The organism is Leifsonia sp. NCR5, assembly GCF_002105485.1.
Taxonomy (GTDB): domain Bacteria; phylum Actinomycetota; class Actinomycetes; order Actinomycetales; family Microbacteriaceae; genus Leifsonia.
On sequence record NZ_NCSR01000001.1, the window covers coordinates 1 to 21991 of the forward strand.

The 21991-nt window shown below is 64.9% G+C and carries 9 protein-coding genes; 6 read left to right on the forward strand and 3 right to left on the reverse strand.

The window, feature by feature from the left end:
* The first annotated feature begins 77 nt into the window (after positions 1–77).
* Positions 78–1499, forward strand: a complete 1422-nt coding sequence (locus B7438_RS00005) for a basic amino acid/polyamine antiporter (RefSeq protein ID WP_085367298.1) — start codon at positions 78–80, stop codon at positions 1497–1499.
* A 6-nt stretch (positions 1500–1505) separates the two neighbouring features.
* Here the strand turns inward: B7438_RS00005 and B7438_RS00010 are convergent, their stop codons facing one another.
* Positions 1506–2345, reverse strand: coding sequence for a TspO/MBR family protein (locus tag B7438_RS00010; protein ID WP_085367642.1), 840 nt, complete (start codon positions 2343–2345; stop codon positions 1506–1508).
* A gap of 32 nt (positions 2346–2377) precedes the next feature.
* On the reverse strand, positions 2378–3169 hold the full coding sequence (locus tag B7438_RS00015) for a putative protein N(5)-glutamine methyltransferase (protein WP_085367299.1): 792 nt from the start codon (positions 3167–3169) through the stop codon (positions 2378–2380).
* Positions 3170–3249: 80 nt separating this feature from the next.
* Here B7438_RS00015 and B7438_RS00020 point away from each other — a divergent pair, with 80 nt between their 5' ends.
* From B7438_RS00020 to B7438_RS00045, 5 genes are all read left to right on the forward strand, one after another.
* Positions 3250–3582, forward strand: coding sequence for a hypothetical protein (locus B7438_RS00020; protein ID WP_085367300.1), 333 nt, complete (start codon positions 3250–3252; stop codon positions 3580–3582).
* A 103-nt stretch (positions 3583–3685) separates the two neighbouring features.
* Complete coding sequence (locus B7438_RS00025; RefSeq protein WP_085367301.1) at positions 3686–3955, forward strand: hypothetical protein; 270 nt, start codon at positions 3686–3688, stop codon at positions 3953–3955.
* 17 nt (positions 3956–3972) lie between these two features.
* Positions 3973–5484 (forward strand): FAD-dependent oxidoreductase, encoded by a 1512-nt coding sequence (locus B7438_RS00030; protein WP_085367302.1) that lies wholly within the window; start codon positions 3973–3975, stop codon positions 5482–5484.
* Between the two features lie 833 nt (positions 5485–6317).
* Positions 6318–13184, forward strand: a complete 6867-nt coding sequence (locus B7438_RS00040) for a PA14 domain-containing protein (protein WP_143465466.1) — start codon at positions 6318–6320, stop codon at positions 13182–13184.
* Positions 13185–13221: 37 nt separating this feature from the next.
* Positions 13222–13461 carry a hypothetical protein gene (locus tag B7438_RS00045; RefSeq protein ID WP_143465468.1) on the forward strand — a complete coding sequence of 80 codons (240 nt, stop codon included), beginning with the start codon at positions 13222–13224 and terminating at the stop codon, positions 13459–13461.
* Positions 13462–14898: 1437 nt separating this feature from the next.
* Here the strand turns inward: B7438_RS00045 and B7438_RS00055 are convergent.
* Positions 14899–21855 (reverse strand): PA14 domain-containing protein, encoded by a 6957-nt coding sequence (locus B7438_RS00055; RefSeq protein WP_179150684.1) that lies wholly within the window; start codon positions 21853–21855, stop codon positions 14899–14901.
* Between the last annotated feature and the right edge of the window lie 136 nt (positions 21856–21991).

Below are 21991 nucleotides of genomic sequence, written 5' to 3' on the forward strand. Positions count from 1 at the left end.
GGGTGGGGGCGAGGCGGTGGGGATCGGGCGGAAGCGGCGGCGGCGAGCGCCGCGAAAGAAACGTAAAATGTCTGCACGTGACTCAAACGCGCAAGCTTCCGGTGCTCGTCCTGGCCGGCATGGTCGTCGGCTCGATGGTCGGGGCCGGCGTGTTCTCGCTGCCTGGGACGTTCGCCGGGGCGACCGGCGCGATCGGCGCCATCGTCGCGTGGGCCATCGCCGGGGCCGGGATGCTCACGCTCGTGTTCGTCTTCCAGCGGCTGGCTGTGCGGAAGCCGGCGCTCGACTCCGGCATCTACGCGTACGCCAAGGCCGGGTTCGGCGACTACGTCGGGTTCTTCTCCGCGTTCGGCTACTGGGCGAGTGGATGCGCGGGGAACGTCACGTACTGGGTGCTCATCGGCTCCACCATCGGCGCGCTGTTCCCGGCGTTCGGGGCGGGGAACACCGTGCTCGCCGTCGCCGTGTCGACGGTGGGCGTGTGGGGGTTCTTCCTGCTGATCCGGCGCGGGGTGCCGCAGGCGGCGTTCATCAACACGATCGTGGCCGTCGCCAAGGTGGTCCCGCTGGTGATCTTCCTGGTGATCGTCGTGGCCATCGGCTTCAACTGGGACACCTTCACGCTCAACCTGTGGGGCACGGGCAGCCCGGATGCGTCGTCGCTGTTCGGGCAGATCCAGAAGACGATGCTGCTGACCGTCTTCGTGTTCCTCGGCGTCGAGGGCGCGTCCGTGTACTCCCGCTACGCGAAGAGCCGCCGCGACGTCGGCCGCGCCACGCTGCTCGGGTTCCTCAGCGTGCTGTGCCTGTTCGTGCTCATCACGGTGCTGTCGTTCGGTGTCGCTCCGCGGGCGGAGATCGGCGGGATGCGGGAGCCGTCGGTCGCGAGCGTGCTGCAGGTGATCGTCGGGCCGTGGGGGTACACGCTGATCAGCGTCGGTCTCGTGGTCTCGGTGCTCGGCGCATACCTGTCCTGGACCCTGATGGCGTCGGAGGTGCTGTTCACCTCGGCGAAGAACGAGGACGCTCCCCGGTTCCTGGCGGCGGTGAGCAGGCGCGGCGTCCCGGTGGCCGCGCTGGTGCTGACGACCCTGCTGGTTCAGGCGCTGCTGATCGTGACGCTGTTCTCGGAGAACGCCTTCCAGTTCATGCTGAGCCTGTGCAGCTCGCTCGCCCTCATCCCGTATGTGCTGACCGCCGGGTACGCGCTGAAGCTCGAGACGCGGGCCGGCGACGATCCGGGCGGTCGCAGCCGCCGCGGGCTGACGGTGGCGATCATCGCGACGGTCTACACGCTGTTCCTGATCGTCGCCGCCGGGCCGGGCTACCTGCTGCTGACGTTCATCATCTACGCCCCGGGCACGCTGCTGTTCGTCGCGGCGCGGCGCGAACGTGGCCTGCGGGTGTTCCGGCCGTTCGAGGCGGTGCTCTGCGTCCTGGCCGTGTTGCTGGCGGTCGCGGCGATCGTCTCGCTCGCGGCCGGCTGGATCACGATCTAGGGAGCGTCACCCGAGATCCACGGCCGAGCGGCCGCGCCCCGAGACCCGGACCGCGACGGCGATCATCAGCAGCACGACCGCCGCGGCGATGGCCGTGATGGCGACGGGCGCGGACTCCAGCGTGCCGGTGAGCCGGGACACACCGATCCAGGCGAGGCCCCACGCGCTCGCGATGGCGGGCGTCAGCCTGCCGCGGTCCCAGATCGCCAGGGCGGCGCCGAGGATGGCGGCGACCACCACGAGCGCCATGCCCCAGGCGTGGGGGCTCCAGCCGAAGCCGTCGAAGCCGGCGGCGACGAGCAGGCTGGTGACGTTGGCGACCGTCGCCACCGTCACCCAGCCGAGGTAGAGGCCGGTGGTGCCGTCGAACAGGATCGCGTCGGCCGTCGTTCCGCCCGGGATGCGCTGCAGCAGCACGAACGCCACGATCAGCACCACGAGCAGCGCGGCGATGAGCACCGCGGAGAGGGCGAGCATCCCGAACTGCACGCTCAGGATCCAGGCGGCGTTGAGGAGCAGCGAGGCGAGCATCCAGTATCCGATGCGGCGCTGGCGGGTCTTGGCGGCCTGCGACGGGAGCGCCTGCCAGATGGCGTAGCCGAGGAGGCCGAGGTAGATCACCGACCAGATCGAGAAGGCGGGGCCCGCCGGGGAGAGCATGGTGGCGTCGGCGCTGAGCGCTCCGCCCGCCGCCTTCTGGATGGGGGTGCCTCCCGCCGCTCCGGAGCCGACGAACGCGCCGATCACGGCGAGGACGGCGCCGACGATCACGGCGATCTGGCGCACCCGGTCTGCGGCGACGGGTCGGGTCGCGGTGGCGGCGTCGGTGACAGCGGTGGTCGACATGCCGGTCACGATATCCCTAGCCCGGCTAGATATCAACGGGACGACGTGGCCACCACGACGGTCGTGTCGTACTCGTCGGACACGACCGTGCGCACCAGCAGCCCGGCCTCCTCGAACAGCGCGGCCGTCCGGGCCGCCTGCTCGCCGCTCGTCTCGATCAGCAGCGAACCGCCGGGAGCCAGCCACGCGGCGGCCTCTGCCGCGACGCGGCGTTGCACGGCGAGCCCGTCCGCCCCTCCGTCGAGCGCGACGGCCGGCTCGTACAGGCGAGCCTCCGGAGGCATCAACGCGATGGCCTCGGTCGGGACGTACGGCGCGTTCACCGCGAGCACGTCCACCCGCCCGCGCAGGGAGACGGGGAGCGCGTCGAACAGGTCGCCCTCGTGCACCGTGCCCCTCGGCTCGATGTTCTCCCGCGCAGAGCGCACGGCCGCCGGCTCGATGTCGCAGGCGACCAGCTCGACGCCGTCTCCGACTCTGGATGCAATCGCGGCGCCGATCGCACCGGCACCGCAGCACAGGTCGAGCACCACCGCATCAGGAGCCGCGAGTGCCACCGCCTGCTCCACCAGGAACTCGGTGCGGTGCCTGGGCACGAAGACGCCGGGAGCGACCCGGATGCGCAGGCCGCAGAACTCCGCCCAGCCGATCAGCGGTTCGAGCGGAAGGCCGGAGACGCGCTTGGCGACCAGCTCGTCCAGCTGGTCGGCGTCCGTGGCCGCCTCCGCGATGAGGCGCGCCTCGTCCTCCGCGAACACGCATCCCGCCGCGCGGAGACGGGCGACGATGGCGGGATCGGGATGGGGGTCTGTCACGGTGGTCATGTTAGCTCGCGCGACAGAATCCCGAAGCGGGCATCCGCACAAGACCTTGACCTGACCGGCTCAGGCGGTATGGATGGTCTATGAAACGCATCCACTACGCGAGCGGGTCCTTAGTGACCGGTGACGCGATCGCCGACGTGATTTTGCGTTATGCCGCTGCACTGGCGGAGCATCGAACAGCCGCCGAGCTGTCGGTGCCCGCTGTCGGAGAGGACGGCGCGGTCACGGAGGTGCTGCTCGTGCTCGGTCCGGCCAGTCAGATGCTCGCGGAGCACCTGCCGGGGACGGACGAGTTCGTGGACGAGGAGTTCGTGGACTCGTTCGAGAAGAAGGTGGCAGCGCTGGGCACCAAGGCCGGGTTCGTCACGAAGGGAACGGAAGAGTCGGACGACCTCGACTTGGACTATCTCTGATGCTGAGTTTCCTGGCAGCTTCCGAAAGTTCTCCCGATGCACTGGCGCATCCGGAAACGCCGCGTACTATCACGACGAGATAGCTAAGGACACGGGAGAGGGCATGCAGGTGTTCCACGTCTACATCGACGACCTCCGGTTCACCTTCGTCGACCGCGCTCCCGTGGAGGAGCTGAAGAGCAGTGTCGTCAAGGCGAGCCGGTCCGATGGTGATTTCATCCAGATCACCCAATCGAGCAGGCCGCCGAGCGAGGTGTTCGTCACGGCGCAGACGAAAGTCAGGATCGAGACGGCCACCATCCCGCGCGATCCGGGCGACGGCGGGTCGGACGACGACGACGCCTTCTGGTTCGACTTCGACTCGCTGAACTGAGCGACACCGCACCCCGCATGATCTCGCTCTGGCGCGACGTCGCCGCCCCTATCCCCACCGATCCCTTCGTGGAGGGCGGCGAGTACGACAGCGTGATCGTCGGCGCAGGACTCACCGGCCTCACCACCGCCCTGCTGCTGGCCAGGCGCGGGATGCGCGTCGCCGTGCTCGAAGCGCGCTCCGTCGGCGCCGTGACCACCGGCAACACCACCGGCAAGGTCAGCCTGCTGCAGGGCACGACGCTCTCGCAGATCCGCCGCCACACCACGGACAAGGTGCTCTGCGCGTACGTGGACGCCAACACCGCCGGCCAGGGCTGGCTGCTCGACTATCTGGACGAGCGGAGCATCCCGTACGACGTGCGCGACGCGTACACGTACGCGACGACACTGGATGGCCGCGACAAGCTCGACGCCGAACTCTCCGCCGCCCGCGTCGCCGGGCTGGCGGCGACGGAGGAGCGCGGGTGCGAGCTGCCCTTCGCCGTCGAGGCCGCACTGCGGCTGCCCGCGCAGGCGCAGGTGGACCCGATGGCACTGCTCGCGTCGCTCGCCGCCGACGTGCGGGCGCTCGGCGGCGTGATCGTCGAAGGGGAGCGGGTGACCGGCGTCTCGGCGAGCGAACCCGCGGTGGTGACGAGCACCTCCGGCACGACGCGAGCGGGCAACGTGGTGCTGGCGAGCGGAACGCCCATCCTGGATCGCGGGCTCTACTTCGCCAAGACGGAGCCGCTGCGCTCGTACATCACCGCGTTCCGGGTGCCCGGCGAACTGCCGCGCGGGATGTACCTCTCTGCCGACGAGCCGACCAGGTCGCTGCGCACGGCGGGGTCGCCGGACGGCGAGCTGCTGCTCGTCGGCGGCAACGGGCACGTCGCCGGTCGCGCGGAGTCTCCGGCGGCTCTCGTCGCCGATCTGACGGCGTGGACGGAGACGACCTTCCCCGGAGCGGAGCGCACGCATTGGTGGGCGGCACAGGACTACCGCTCGGCCAACCAGGTGCCGTTCGTCGGCTGGCTGCCGCGCGGACGCGGGCGCGTGTTCCTCGCGACCGGATACAACAAGTGGGGCATGACGAACGGCGTCGCCGCCGCGCTCAGCCTCACCGCAGACCTCACGGGCGAGACCATCGAGTGGGCCCGCGTGCTGCACCACAGGGTCACCCACCCGATCGACATCGCCACCGGCGCCGTCTTCAACGCGGGGGTCGGCAAGGCGGCGGTCACCCAGTGGGCAGAAGCGGAGACGGGAGGACAGCTCCCGGTGGATGCTCCCCCGCCCGCTGAGGGGACGGGCGTGGTCGGCCGCCGGGGTGCTTCGCCCGTCGCCGTCTCGACGGTGGACGGCGTCACCTGCGCCCTCTCCGCCGTGTGCACCCACCTCGGCGGCGTCGTGCGCTGGAACGACGCCGAACTGTCCTGGGACTGCCCGCTGCACGGCTCCCGCTTCGCACCGGACGGCACCGTGCTCGAGGGTCCGGCCACGTCGGCGCTGAAACCCGTGGATGACGCCGAGCCCGCGGGAGAGTAGTCACGGCGAGTGCAGCTGGCTCATCGTTACGTAACTCGAAGGAATTGCCGCTGTCGGGGTCACCAAGTGGCGTGGGTGCACAGCTGACATAGCAATGGGTATCAATTATGTGTTGATGGGATGTTTGAGACCTGTTAGGTGACGATTATTGATCTGGGACGAGAGAGCAGCGCTGCTCTGGAGCTTCAACGGGGCGAAACGCGCGGCACACGCGACGCCACGGTGCACGTGAATGAAAATCCCTCTGAAACGGAATGCGGGCGTGGCGAGACCAGGTCGCTCGGCCTAGCGGGGTCCCGGGACGCTGGCGGCGACACGGCTGGATAACGGGGTTATCACTTCCGGGTGCACTCTTCCGGAGATTCCTAGCCTGCGGGGATGTTCCTGCGCCAACTATTCGAACGCGGGCGAAAGCTTATATGTGTGGTTTCTCATTATTTGGATGGTGTGTTCAGCTGTGCTGCCCAAGTATGTTCAGTTTTGCTGCCTCGGGGGTGGCGGAGAGCTGAGGCGCCGTGTTGAAGTCGGGGGACTGGTTTAGGGCGTGTTTGTCCGTCGTTGCGGCATCGGTGATGGCAGTTGCGGTAGCCGTGCAGCCGTTCACGGTGCCGGCTGCTTCAGCGACTGAGACTTCGGCAGGGGATCTCAGTCCGCTGCCGAGCCAGTCGGCCGCACCAGTCGTGGGGGATCCGTTGACGGCGGGCGGTGGGGTGCGGGCCGAGGGAGAGTTGCCGGGTGCGCCGGCTGATCCTCATCCGACGAAGACGATGTCGGGAGCTGCGGGATACAACCCGGATACTTCGACTCCAATTTCGCGGTCTGAGTTTGAGACGGTGTATCAGAATCAGGATTCGACGAAGACGGCGCAGTTCTCGACGGAGCCGTTGAATGTGTCGCGGTCTGATGGTTCGTGGGTTCCGGTGAACACAACGGCGACGAAGACGTCGAGTGGCGGGTATGCGGTTGCGGATCACCCGTTGGCGCCTAAGTTCGCGGCGACGTCTGGTTCGTCGTCCGGTGACTATCAGGTCTCGTCGTCGAGCTACACGGTCTCCTTCAGTTTGGAGGGGGCGAAGCCGCGGCCCGCCACGCGGGCGAGCGCAGTCGATCGGACGGCGTCGGGTGGCGATTCCGACTCGTCGGTCGCGTACACGGGCGTCGCGGCTGGTGAGGATCTCGCGTATGAGGTCACGGCGGGCCAGGTGAAGGAGACGTTGGTTCTCAACCAAGCTCCGACTGAGGCCAACCCGTCATGGACATGGAAAGTACACGCACCCGGCTTGCAGCTTGGCCGGGATCAGTTCGGGGACGTTACCTTCACGGACGTCCTGGGCAATGTTGTGTTCATCACACCGATTCCCGCGATGGTCGACTCTTCGGCCGTCCCCGGCGTCTCCGGGGCTGCTGTGACCAATGTGCCCGTCTCCTTGGCTCAGGTGTCCGATGACGACTGGACGATGACGTTGACCCCGGACGCGACGTGGCTGAACGACCCGTCCCGGGTGTATCCGGTGTTCGTCGACCCGTCCACGGCCTCCCCCTACGCGGATGACGCGCATTCTTATGAGAGCACGGGCTCTCAGTTGACTGGTGTCGCCTACGTCGGAAATTCGCGAGCTAGCGGAGACACGATGTGGCGTACGGTCACCCACTTCAACTATGAGCAGCTTTTCGGGTATCAGGTTCTCGGAGTGAACCTAGAGGAATGGTACGGCGGCGACGGCTCCACTGACGCAACGAATGCGTGGGTGTTCTGGGCGAATGCGATGAGTTTCAACGGACAGGGGACCACTCTGTCACCGATAACTGTCTCGTCCGGAACCTCAGGCTACGGTGTCGCGAACGATGCTCGTCTGACGAATCAGTACGCGACGTGGGTGAACAATCGCACGTCGGGCGCGTACTTGATGTTGACCGGCCAGGAAACGCCTGGGGCGTACACGTACAAGTCGCTCGGCTTGCAGATGTTTATCTCGTATGAGTCGAAGCCGACCATCGCGGCGTCGACGGTCTCCGTCGCGGACCCGAACGGGTTCGCGGCGACGTCGTCGTCCCCGCAGGGTGGAGCGGTTGGGTCGTCGACGCCGACGTTGGCGACGACGACGACGCAGGACACCTCGAATGGTTCGGCGCCGGTGAACCGATGGTATTCGGTGTCGGCGAACGCGAACATGTCGAGCCCGTTGTGGCAGTCCGGATGGACGTCGAGTTCGCAAGTGCAGGTGCCGCCCGGGATGCTCGCTCCGGGAGCTACGTATTACTGGCAGGCAGCGGTGCAAGACCAGTACGGGACGACGGGGTCGAGTTCGATCTATTCGTGGAAGACCAGCACGAATCCGACACCCGGTGCCGGGGCGACCACACCATCAGATAATTCAGTGGTCGCGACAACCACACCGACGCTCACCGCACCGGCGGCCACAGCAACCAATGGCAAACCGTTGCAGTATGTGATGAGGCTCGCGTCCGGGCAGGACGGGGCAACAGGGCAAGTGGTGCTTTCGCAGGTGCTGACTCCTGTCGGCGGCGTGCTGACCTGGACGGTGCCCGCGAACGTCCTGCAAGACAACACCGGGTACACCTGGTCGCTCGTCGTCAACGACGTGTACGACGACTGGGCGGCAAGCGTGCAGCGGATCGTCGTGAACCGGCGAGTCACAACATCCGGACCAGCCCCCACCGACACCGCCGGGCCCGTCACGGTCAATCTCGCCAACGGCAACGCCTCCACAAGTGTGCCCACACCAACCGTGAACACGGTCGGCGGCCCGATGGGCTTCCAACTGACCTACAACTCTGAGCAGGTGTCGAACGCTGGTCTGATCAGCCACTACTACAATCTCGATCCCAACAATCTGACTCCCTCGTATAACCCTCTGCCTGCGGGGGCGAAGGTCGCGTTGGTACAAACGGACAGTCAGATCGCTGACAACTGGGGTCAACTCGATTCACCAGCACCAGGAGTGAACCAGTCGAACTATCAGGTGCAATGGACGGGGTTCATCAACCCGCCCGCGGGCTCGTACGCGTTCGGCTTCCAAAGCGACGATGGCGCTGAGCTCACACTAAATACGACACCGGTGATCACCGATCAGTGGACAGCGCACCAGGCGCAGGGAACCCCGCAATTCGAGACCGCGGCCTCGCAGGTCCTTGTTGTCGCCGCCGACGGGACGGCAAAGTTGGGCGGCGCGACGGTGCCGTTACCGCTGCCGATCACGGTGAACTACTTCCAGCGCAGCGGAGCAGCCTCGGTGTCCCTGTCCGTGGAGAGCACCATCGCGCCGGCCAATCCGCAGCTGGTCCCGGCGAACTGGTTCACGCACACGAACCCGCCGCTCCCGGACGGGTGGGCCGCATCCGCCCCGATCGTCGGAGCGGCAGGTCAGTATGTGTCCTTGAAGACCAGTGGAAGTTCAGTCACCGTCACGGACTCCGCCGGCGGCACCCATGTGTACACGAAAGCGGCCGGGGCGGGCGGGTACACACCGCCGGCGGGGGAGCGGAGCACGCTGACCACCGACACAACGGGAGCGTTCACCCTCACCGCCGAGGACGGCACCGTGTACCTGTTCAACACGGCGGGGAAGCTCACCTCCGCAACCCCACCGGTAGATGCGGGCAGCAAACCGGCCACTCCGATCCCCAGCTATGTCAGCAACAGCAGCCTGGACAACGCGCTCCGCAGCCTGTCCGACCCGCTCTCCAACACCGGCACCGCCAGCGCCCCCTCATACCAGCGGGCCGCGTACTTCGCCTACAAGGGGGAGCAGTACTCGAACCTCGGCATCCCGGCGAACGCGGGTATCACCGCCACCGGACCGGTCTGCCAAACGCCGTCCGGGACCGGCTGGGCAGCAGCACCCGATCAGATGATGTGCGCAATCGTGTACCCCGACGGGACAACGACACAACTTGAGTACACCAGCACCGGTCAACTCGGCGGGGTGTTGAACCCAGGTGGTGCGCTCACCCTGTTCAGCTACCAGGCCGTTGGTGGATCGAATCTACTCAGCGCCGTGTCCACCTCGTTGCAAACGGATTGGTCGGCCCTGCACACCAGCTCGCCGCGGCCAGTCACCGCGATCGGCTACGACACGAGTGGGCGGGCGACGAGCGTGAAGCTCGCGGCGCTCGGCAGCGACCCGCAACCATCGAAGACGTACACGTACTCGTCGGCGCCGACAGCAACCCAGGACGGGATCTCGTTCGTCGACGTCGCAGGGCTCACCCCACCCGCCGGTGGCCCAGGTCACGAGCTCAAAGTCACCTACAACACGGCTCTACAGAAGTCCACGTCAACGACCGCATCCGGGCTCATTTCCAAGACACTGTGGAACAGCCACGACAACGTCCTCGCCACCCTGGATGCCCAAGGCCACGAATCAAGCACTGTCTACGACACCCAGGACCGCGCCGTAGCGACCTATGGTCCGGCACCCGCCGCCTGTTTCGGCGCCACCGCAGCGCTCCCGTTCGGCCCATCCACTCTCGACGCCAACGGAACGGCAGACCCGGCGGACGCGCCCATCCCGACCGGAACCTGCCCGGCCATGAACGGGACAGCGATCGCCACCAGCACCTCCACGTACGACGGCACTCTGCACGGCCTCAATGCGACCTGGTACAACAACAGCAACCTCGCCGGCCCGCCCGCCGCGTACTCGCTGTCTGTGCCCGCAGCAGCCTCCACCCCCGCCACCCCCGAGAACAACGGAGCAATCAGCCACGACTGGGGAACCACCAATGGCGCCTCCACCACCGTCTCACCCATCACGGGCCCGACCGGAACCGTCGTCGGCGGGTCGACCGGTATCAACTGGACCGCACAATTCACCGGCCTGCTGACCTTCCCGTCGACCGCGAACTACACCCTGTACACGTACGCGGACGACGGGACCATGCTCTGGGTCAACGACAAACTCGTCATCAACACCTGGGGAGGCGGGTCCGCCCGCTACTCAGCCGGATACACGATCCCCGCGACGCTCGGTCAGACGGTACGCATCCGGCTTGCCTACCAGCAGATGACTGCGCAAGCACACCTCGAGCTGGACTGGACGACAGGGGCGGCGCTGCCCACAGCCCCCGCGAACAATGTCGCCATCCCAGGCGCAGACCTCTCACCCGCCTACAATCTCGTGACGAAGACCTCCACCGCCGACTCCGCCCCGACCGGCGTGGCCGGGGTCAGCAATGCCAACGTGCCCGCCGCGTCCACGGCGACCACATACTCGAACCCCTGGTTCGGGACGGTCGCCTCCACCAGCGTCGACTCGGCTGGACTGAACCTGACATCCACGTCAACAACCGAAGCGCCCGGGACCGGATATCTGCGTCAACTCACGTCGACGAAACCGGCCGGCGCGGCAACGAAATCAACGACCGCCTACTACGGCGGAACGTCGACCCCGACGGTTTCCTACGGCACCGCCCTCGGAGTGAGCAGCCCGATCTGCGGGGTACCCGTGAACACCCCGCAATACGGTTTGACCGCATCAGCGACCGGTCCCACACCGGCCACAGGGGTGGCCCGGACAGCGAAGTATGTGTACGACGTCATGGGTCGCGTCGCCGCAACCCTGAACCCCGGTGACACCACCTGGGCATGCACCACCTACGACAGCCGCGGCCGGATCGCATCCCAAACCTTCCCCGCGTTCGGCGGATCCCCCGCGCGGACCGTCACCAACAAGTACACATCCGACGGGACCGCCACCGGTGACCCCCTCACCTCTAGCGTGTCCGACGCCTCCGGAACCATCACCAGCACCATCGGCATTGACGGGCAACGGCTCACGTATACCGACGTGTCCGGGACCGTGACCACCACCAGCTACAACCAGGCTATGCAGACCGTCTCCGCCACGGCGAAGCTCGCGGACGGCACCACCCACACCGAGGCGTACACCTACAACGGTGACGGGCAGGCCCTCACCGTCTCCGAGGACAGCAAGACGATCGCCCAGAATACCTACACGGGCGGAGTCCTCACCGGCGTTGCCTATCCCTCCGGGGCTGGCAACGCCGGCAACGGCACCTCCGGAACGCTCGGCTACGCACCAACCGGCGCCGCCTCATCGCTGGTATGGAGTCTCGCTGGCGGGGCGACTCTCTCCGACAGCCACGTGCTATCGCAGACGGGGCGGATTGTGCAGGACACCATCGTCGATGGTGCAGCCACGTACACGTCCACATACGGGTACGACGGCGCGGGCAGGCTGACCTCCGCGAAGGTCCCGTATAACCAGCTCACCTACTCGTATGCAGCGACAGGCGGCTGCGGTGCCAACACAACCGCAGGCGCGGACGGTGACCGGACTGGGATGACGGACATCACCACCGCACCTGGTGCGAGCACGCCGAATCCGACCCTGTCGATGGGGTATTGCTACGACAACACGGACAGACTCACCGCCGACACCGTGAGCGGCGCGCCGACCAGCCCCGACATCGTCCTCGGGACTGCGCTCACCAGCACTGGGGCTACCCCAAATCTGGTCTACGACAGCCACGGGAACATCACCAAGCTCGCGACCGAGACTCTGGCCTACGACGACACCAACCGACACATGAACACCACGCTCTCCGACGGCACCACCATCGTCTACAAAAGAGACGCAACCGACCGGATCATCAGCGTCACCCAAACCCCGGCCGGTGGTAGCGCAACCGTTACCAATTACGCCTACGCGGGTGGGGGAGATGCGGCCGCGTTCACACTCACCAGCGCTAACCACGTCCAGGAGCAGACACTCAGCCTCCCCGGCGGGGCCAGCGTGTCCATCCAGTCGAGTACGCAGGTGTGGTCGTATGCCGGCCTCAGCGGGCACGTGATCGCAACCGCGGACGCTGCGGGTACGCGAGTCGGCGGGATCTTCCTCACCGACCCATACGGCGACCCCATCGACCCCGCCACCGGGTGCATCGGCACCACAACCGCCGACACCAACGGACCCGCGAATACAACTACCCCGAACGTGTCCAACGGATACGAAGGACAACACGGTAAAGGCATGCTCACCCTCGGCGGGCTCGACACCATCGAAATGGGTGCACGCCAGTACGTGCCCCTCCTCGGCCTCTTCCTCTCCGTCGACCCCGTCCCAGGGGGCAACGCCAACGACTACACCTACCCAAACGACCCCGTCAACAGCAATGACCTCACCGGTAATTACTCATTCCGTTTATCGGACTACGGCACGACCACGCCGATCGTTGGCTCAACCGCGAGGACGGCCTATTCCCCTCACGTGAACCGCGGAATCAAGGCATCGTCCTATCGTGCGACGCGGCCGCTGTCGAGCTACTCCATGCCAGAGCTGCTTGCGAAATACAATGGAAAACAGGCGATTCTGAATCACGAGCCGCCTGCGCCAGAGTGGGTGAAGAAGGTGGGCGTAGGCGCGGGTGCGAGCTTGTGCGCACTGGCGTGCGTGAATGTTGACGTCGGAGCAGACGGTCACGGTCGCGTTGGTCTGGGCGTCGGACCGGAGGCCGGAATCAAGTATAAAATTGGCTTCACCACGGAGACGGAGCCCGGTTGGTATATGGGCGGTGAGTGTTCGGCCGGACTGGGACCCGTCGGTGCTTACGTTGAAGGCGGGATTCAAGAGCACGGTCCGCTCGGCTATGGTGGCGGAGGGTACTCACCTGGACTAAACCTTGGGTGCAGTGGCGGCGTCGGATGGGGTTGGTGACATGCACTTGCTAGATCCCGGGATTATTGTTCCCAACATGATCATCGGCCCGCTCGTCTTAGTGAGCGGCATTCTGATCGTTGTCTTTCGCAGACAATTGAGAGACTGGATCGTTTCTTCCGAAAAGTCCGCGCTCGGCGATGACCGCGGAAATTCGCTCGGTCTGCTGCAGACGCCTTTTTGGGCTGGCGTCACCGGGGTTGCAATTGCGCTCTTGGGGGCAGCCATGCTCACGTTCGGGGTTGTGTCGCTCATTCAACACCTAGGCGGTTCGTAACGTGTTCTCGGTACTCGCCGTTATCCTCGGTCTGTTGTTGGTCCTGATTGGCATCGCGACCATTGTTCTTCGCTCGCGTATTGAAGGGCTCGTACACCGTTCGTCCTCATCGAGTCGCGCACCGACCTGGATGTTCAGCGGCGTTTACCTCGGCTCGGTGGGGGCTTTCGCGATCGTCATCGGGCTAGTGGCCATCATTGTGGGAGTTACGCGTTGAACCCAACGATCACCATGATTCAGAAGAGCTGCTCGCCTTGATCGCAGAGGTCCTGAGGGAGCGTGCACCTGCAAATATTGCTAATACACACGATACAAACTGACATAATATATATTATCGGCTATCTATGAATAGGGTGTTTATGCCTCGGTGTGGGACATGGCGAGTCTTGGTAATTGTCCAGCCGGCAGGGTGGAGACTGCTCGTCACCGTCGCATATGTGTAAGCGTGTTTGTTGTGGTCGCAAGGGGCGGTGCGGACCGGCCTGTCGGCGGCGACGTGACTGATGGCGATGGTGGTGATTCCATCCCAGCCCCAGCGCTATCGCATTGCGACGACGACCATTGAGAATCCGCCGACAAGAGCAATGATGGCAAACGGAAGATCGACCGGAATTGATGGTGACCTGAACTGTTTCACTCCCGTCCGGTGGCGAACGCGATGCTTCTTCGGTGGCTCTCCGGCGTCGGACTCTTCGCCACCTTCGCCTTCACGTCGGCTGCCGCATGATTCCGTATAAAATATATTGCGCGGGAGCTGCGGCTAGATTCGAGAACTTCGGAGCGGCGCAGTTTGGGAGTATTCCGCTTGCCGTGGCTACCGAATTTCAGGCCTGGTTTGTCGCTGAAGCTGAGCAACAAGCGAGTCGACGGCTGGCTTTGCGGCAGGTCGCGCGATTAGTGAGCGGGAGTGGATGATCGTGAGGGCTACTGATACATGGGGATTGCTTTTGAGGTTTAGAACCAGTTTCCGCCGTCTCCGAAGGCCGCCCCGAACGCGACGAACCTCGACCGAGGTCATCGAGGTATATGGGATCGTTGCTACTAGTTGCGGGTATCCGGTTCCTCGCCAGACCCGCAATTCGTCTCCATCAAGTTGAAGAACACCGAGGGGGGGCATCCACGCCATGCGGTGCTCGGATGCTAACTCGTTCCAGACGACGCTGTCTGCTGAGAACGGGTACAACTGAGTACCGGGGTACTGATCGCGGACGGTCCTCACTTGTGCCGCCGAGTAGAGGCCAGATCCGATGTAAATGATCGCGACGATCACTAGGACGACAATGAGGGCGATCAGCCACGCTGAGAGTGGGTTTCGACCGTTGATGGTATCGACGATCGAGCGTGCAAGCGCGGGTATCCCGACCGCAAGTGCGGCGAGATGGAGCGTCCATCTTTGCGCGGACCCCATGTAGTTTTCCTCCTGTGCTGGCCACGTTGTCAGTGGTACGACGGAAACAATTCATGCTTACCAGGGATTCTCGGTTTCCCCGGGAAACCGTCAACGCCGAACGCCCCAGCTCGGCATGTGTTTCCGGCTGCAAATGCCATACAGCTAATTGCAAGAGAGCTCGCTCCAGAAACGACCGCGGCTATGTCGAAGAGCGGACCAGCGAGCGCCCCGATTTCGCCACCGAATTCGCTGACGAGTGGACCGGCAATGGAGAACAGACCCGATGCATTTGACAGCACTCTCGCCGTAAGTTGGCCGCCGTCGGGCTCAAGCGCCCAACTCTGGACCTGATCGGTGACATGGCTCCACATTGCAGCGGTTTTGATCTGCGTCGTCAGGGGGTTCAGTAGATTTAGTGGCAGCAAGTCTGCCGCCAATCGGGCGCGAACGCCGAGCGAATTGAATGGGCCTTGTGACCAGCCGATCACAGTTGGGCTGAAGGGCGACTGCGTCTTGCTGCCGCGAATAGGAGTGTTGCCTCCATCACTCAGCCTGAATCCGCTTCCGAACTCTCCGGATAGGTCGAAGCTGTTTAACGGATCAAGTGGGTAAGCATAGTCGGTTGGGTTGCCACCGGTCACGGGGTCGACCTCTAGGAAGCGACCGAGCGCCGGGACGTATTGCCGAGCTCCCATCTCGATGGTCGCGACACTCCCCAGGTGTTCGAACATTTTTTGGGCCCCGCCCAGCCAAGCGTTGTCCAGATCGTTGGCCAGGCTATTGGCTACCGCGTCATCCGCGCTTGCGCTGCCGATAGCTCCAGATGCTGGGTCCATCGGTTGACCGAACGGATCGTAAGTATTTGAGCTCCGCGATCTGAAGCCCGCTTGGTCCGCGGCGGCGACGATATCACCATGCAGATTCGGATAGGACCATGTCCGGGCTCCGCCTGCTGTGGTGAGTGTGGTCGCTCCGCCGGGAAGCGCCATTTGATAGGTCGTAAGCATCCGTGCTTTGTCGAGTATGAACGATGGTGCGCTCGAACCGGTGAATCCGAAGAGGATCGTGGTCTCGATCCCTGCGCTGTCCTTGGTTGTGCGTTGCACGATGCGGTTGGTGGCGTCCCGTGTGTAGGTGACTTTCGTGCCGTCGGGAAGTGTTGTGCTGGTGTGTCGGTCGGCGGCGTCGTAGCTGATGACTTGGTCTGCGAGGCGGACGGTGTTGCCGTGTGCGTCATAGGACAGTGAGACGGCGGGGACCCCCGGGTAGAGCGTGGCTTGGTCAGCTGGGGTGGGTGCTCCGGTGGTTGTGGAGAGGTTGGCCCCATTGATCGGGTTCGCGTCGATCTGCCGGTTGGTGACTCGGGTTCCGGTGAGTCGGTCGGCGTGGTCGTAGCAGGAGGTGATGGTGGTGGGTGTGGCGCCGTCGAGGCTGTCGGTGTATCCGGTGCGGTTGCCGCTGAGGCCGGCCATTGTGTTCACCCCGCACCCGCTGGTGGCAGCGTATTGGTAGGTGAGCTTGTGCCTGGGGATGGTTGCGGCGATGAGGCGTCCGGCGGCGTCATAGGAGTACGCGGACTTGCTGGTGGTTGTGCCGTCGGCGAGGGTGTTGGTGAGGATGCGGCCGGTTTGTGATCGGACGACGTCTTCGGTGATGGGTGCTTGGTCGCCGAAGTCCCAGGTCATACCGGTGGTGGCACCGGCGAGGTTGGTGCGGATTTGTGACAGGGCGGTGCCGTTGCCTGCGTTGCCAGGCCCGGCCGGGTAGGCGACGGATGCGAGCTGCGATCCTTGGTAGGTGTTGATGGCGATGGTGGCGCCGTTGTCGAGGACGGTGAGGAGACGCCCGTCGAGGTCGTAGGTATATCCGCGGGTGGAGGTTGTGGTCCCGTCGGGCATGGTGCTGACTGATTTGGTGATTTGGGTGAGGTGGTTCCAGGTGTTGACGGTCTTCACCCCCCACACGTCGGTGTACTCGGTCTGTCGGCCGAGATAGTCGGTTCGGGTGGTGATGGTGCCCGCGGGATCGGTGACGGTGGTGAGAGTGGGGTCGGTTCCCTTCCCAAACGTCGTCGTGACGGTGCGTGCGGGGTTGCTGCCGTAGGCGGGATAGGTGACCTTCGTGATTCGGCTGCGGAGGTCGTAGCTGGTGCAGGTCCAGTCGGCGTCGCCGCTGCGTTTGCTGGCGACGGTACGCCCGAGCAGGTCGTGGATGACTGTTGTGACGATCGCGGAGCCGACCGCCGGTGTCGGGCCGGTGGTGGATTTAAGCGTCCCGTACTGGGGTGTTGTGAGCGGGAGGCCGCACACCGCGGTGGTCAGGCTGAGCTGCGTGCCGTATCCGCCGGCGTCGGTGTAGTACTGGGAGGTGGTGCCGGCGGTGGCGGCGGGGTGGCCTGCGGCGGTTGCGGCTGGCAGCCTGCTGCTGAGGGGGCGGAGGTATCCGGCGCCGGCGGTTTCGTAGGTGGCTTCGGTGCGGAGGTTCAGTCCGGCCGGGTCGACGGTGGTGGCGATGGGTTGGCCGAGCCAGGGTGCCGTACCGTAGTCAGTCGTGGTGACCGCGGGGAGGGCTGCTGCGCCGGTGACGCCGGCGGGGATGGACTCGTCGACGGTGGTTTGGGTGGCGTAGCCGTAGTCGGGTTTCAGAGAGCTGTCTTTGACCCAGTCGAATGTGGAGGTTGCGACGGCAGCGTTACGCCAGAGGAGCTGGAATCCGGCCGATCCGCGGTCTTCGAGGATGTCGATCCGAACGGGTACGTTTCGGCCGTTCAGCGAGGTCGGCAGCGTAGCTTGCCTGGCGTGCAGTGGGCCGTTGATGGGGTCATCGATGTAGAGGATGTTGTCGACCCAGACCTTGACGGCGTCGTCCACCTTGGTTTGGATCTCCCATGTTCCGGTGGCGGGGATGGTGATGAGGCCGGTGAGGCGGGCGGTCCAGCCGTCGGCGGTGATTTCCGGGGTGGGGCTTCCTGTGCCCCAGTCGGCCGTCATTTTTCCGGACCCGGCGGGGTCGATACCGAGCCGGTAGGCCTTGGGGGCGCCGGCCCATTGTTTGTTGTCCCAGGTGGCCATGGCGAGGCCTTGTCGGCCGGTGTCGTAGTCGGTGTGGGTGTGTCCGGGTTTGATCGGGCATGACGCCAGTGGTTTCCGGTCGGCTCCGAAACAGGATGCGGGTGCGGGGCCGTACGTGTCTGTGAGGCGGTCTTGCTCGTTGTAGAGCTTGGTCGACATGAACCCGCGGGCGTCGGTCTCCGACCAGACGAGGTCCTTCTCGATGGTCTTGTCTGCAGGGTTGTTGGGGTCTTTGGCTTGCCACCGTGTGTTTGCGGTGTTGCCGAGTGCGGATGTTCGTGACAGTTGGCGGAGGGAGTCGTCGAAGGTGACGGTGGCTGAATGCCCGTTGGACGGTGCCACGTTGGGCACGGTTTGTCCGTTCGCGTCGGCGTAGGTGACGTTGTCGCCGTAGACGTAGCTGGTGGCGGTGCGCGCGTTGACGGTGACTCCGTCGCCGGCGGGGAGGACGATTTTGGCGATCCTGTTGGAGGTGTCGTAGGAGATCGAGGCGTAGTCTGCTGCCCGGAGCGCGCTGCCTGGGTTGACCGTGTACCAGTCGTTCGCGGCCGCGTCGCGTACCGCGCTCATGAGGCCGTTTGCTGCGTAGCCGAAGCTGGTGATTTCGCTTCCGGGGTCGTCGATGCGCATCAGCTTTGCAGCGTTTGCGCTGGACGTGTTGTAGAACAGGCGGGTGTAGTCGCGCTTCCCTGAGACGTGTCCGGGGTAAATGATCGCGCAGAGCATCCCTGCCGGTGCGGGCGGGAACAGAACAGTACCTGCACTATCCGTGACCTGTGGGCAGGCGAGAGAAGAGTTGGTGTCCGCACTGGTCAGTCCGACCGATGCTGCAGTGTCGCCGCCGTAGGCGAACACGACTTCGCGGTCGTATTTCGCTGGCGATGAGCCGGCGACCTTGGACAGCGGGTCACTGATCCGATCAATCCGGCTGGACCCTGCCCGGTACGAGCTGATCGGGGCGGCGGACTTCTTCGCGTCGACAGGGCTGGAGACGGTGGTGACGTCTCCGGCTTCGTTGAACGAGTAGATGCTGCCGTCGGAGGTGGTGAACGACACTTGGTTGTTTGCGTCGAGGGCGACGATGCCGGCCTCGCCGGCGGGCGGGGTGTACCCGGTGTTCGTTTTGCTGAACACGTGCACACCACCGGTGGAGTCGGTGAAGGTGACGCCCGTCTCGGTGACTTTCGCCTTCGAGAACGCGCCAGCGGACCCGGCGACCGGGGTGGACGCGGCCCAGCCGGCTGGGAGGATCTCCGGGGTGAGCGTGAACCAGCTGGCGGGAACCTCGAACGGTGCTCCCCCGTCCTTCTTCGCCATCAAGGTCACATAAGCGCCGGCGACGACCTCCTGATACTGGAGTTGGAAGGCGACGCTCGAGCCGTTGAGCGCGATCGCCGGCTTGTCCCAGACAGGAGTCGTGCTGGGTGCGTTCCATTTGTCGATGATGACGGTGTTCTGGATCCACGCCCGGACGCCGTCATCCTGCAGGGCGGAGAACTGGTAGCTGCCGGGTGCGTCCGGGGTGAGGAACCCGGACCAGCGGACCAGGAAGTAGTCGTTCTTCAGGGCGGGGCCCGGTGAGCCGTTCTTCCAGTCGAAGTTGATTGCCGGGTCCGTGCGCACCATCACCGGTGACTTCCCGGTGAAGCTGTAGTCCGGGGATGCGCCGGCGGCGGGGGTTACGTCGAAGTACTCCCCCTTCAACCCGCGGTTGGAAGGCTTCAACGTGTTGTAGTTGAACGACATCCCCATTGGGCCGCCCAGCGTCGATACCGTCGGCGACGAGAACGAGAGACCCATGTTGCCGTTGGCCATGTTCACCGTCGCCGGTCCGACCTTGTCTGTCGGAGCCGGGCCCGCGTCGCCGATGCGGAGGTTGACGGTCATCTTGTTCGTCCACCAGGGCTGATACTCGGTGGTGCCGTCCTTGATCAGGACCCCCCACCAGTAGATGGAGCCATCCTGCAACGTTCCGGCGGGCGGGGTCCAGGACGTGCTGTCCACCCAGCCCGAGTTCGCGATCTGCCCGCTCACCCCGTCCGATCCGGTCGTGATCCGGTACCAATACTTCACCGCACCACCGGCGGCGCCAGTGACCTTGTCGATCGACAGCTCCGGGGTCAGATTCGTGACCACCGCTCCGTCGCCCGGACTGGCAGTGTCCCGGTTCGGGGACGTCATATTGCCGGTCGTGAACGACCAGATGGCGCTGCCGCGCACGGTCGAGGACCCGAGGACACCGTTGTACCCGTCCTTGATATTCACCCGCCAGTAATACTTCGTGTTCGCCTTCAACTTCGTTTGCGGGATCTGCGTCTGCGGGGCGCCGATCCAGAGGATGTCGTTGACCACATTGAAGTCCGGGTTGACGTTCTCGGAGACAACGAACTGGTACGCAAGACCAGCCCCGCCCGGGTCCGTCGACCCTGCAATCTTCAGAGTCGGCGTCAGCGAGCTCTTCCCACCGTTCGCCGGTGACGGCGACGTGAGGGTACCGGGGAGCGGGTAGTCCTTCCACGCGACATACAGCGCTGTCTGGATCTGCTTGTAAGTGAATTTGCCTGCAGTCTCGTCACCGGTGATGGTCATGTACGCACCGGTCGTGCCCGCGCGCACCCACGACGCGATCCGCGCTCCCAAAGCAGCCCCGGTGGACTGGCCACCCGAAGCGCCGACCGAGAGGGACGCGAGACTGTCGCCGACGCAGCTGTAGCCGAAGCAGGGAGCATAGTAGACGCCGCCCGCGAATGTGCCAGTGCTGCTGTCGCCGGACACCGGGTTTGAAGCGACGATCGCCGCGTCGAGGATCTGCTTGCCGAAGAACTGCTCGTAGTTGTAGTGAACCTGGGTGCGCCACATGCCGCCGTTGTTCGAGTTGCCGATGAACACACCCTGGTTCGTGTTCGTCGGACCATTCGACTTGAACGCCAGCTCCGCATCATTCATAGCTGAGGACGTCGTCGGATCGACGAACACCGGGTACTGACGCGCGGCATCGTTGAGCCAGGCCGCATCCGGAGTGACCTTCAGCTTGAACCGGTCACCAGCCTGCGAAACGGCAAGCTTGACAGAACCGACGGCTGCCGCTTTCTTGCCGTCGACGTCCGACGAGTCCCACATCGTCGGCGCTGGCACCTGGAACACGTCCGTGCCCGTCGCGTCCTCGAACACGACTCCGCCCCGCTCGTCCAGCTTTGCCGTCAGCCCCGGCGCGTCAACGACCCACGTCCACGTCGGGTCCTTGTCGAGCTTCTTCGCGACGCGGAACAGCTCCTTCACCCCGGCGGTGTCCACGTCGTAGGTCAGGTCGACGTTGTCGAACACGTGCTTGTACTCGAGGTGATTCTTCTCCTCCGACCACGGCGCCAAATCACGCTCGAGCACACTGTGCGCTGCGCCATCCAGACTGAACGTCACGGTGTCATCACCACGCGACATCGTGAGCAGCTTCGCATCGTCCGCGTGTTCGGCGAACTCCGGTTTGAGCGGGTGCTGCTGCACTTCCGCGCCGCCCTGGCCCAACCAGGACAGCGGCCCTGTCGTTGACAGATCGGTTTGGATGGGCACCCACGCACCGTCGTCGGCTTTCACGTTCACTGGCGTGGGCGAAATCGCCGACACCAGGGAGTCATCCGGGCCCTCGTAGGTGGTCGAGAACTCGTCTCGATCCACCACCTGCTGGTCGCCATCAGCGAACTCGGAGAGGTCCGGTTTTGCACCCTGCACCGGCTCAGGCGCAGGCGGGGACTCAGGAAGACCGACAGGTGGCGCATCCTTGAACGAGCCCGCCGGCGCTGACGCCGACGTATCCGGCTCACCTCCCGCATCCATCGACGGCACCGATGGAATCGACGAAGAACTAGGTGACTCCTCATCTGGGGCGGCAGCGGCAGGCGTCACCGAAGACACCACCAACACCGTCGAAACAAGCATTGAAAGCACGACAGAAGACGCCACGCGACGCGACATGAGACCCCGAAACTCGACACCACGCAAAACGCATGGCCAGCCATTCGCGACGAGTTCGACTAATCCCCCACGTGCGATTCCTGAGCGCAACCTATCAAAC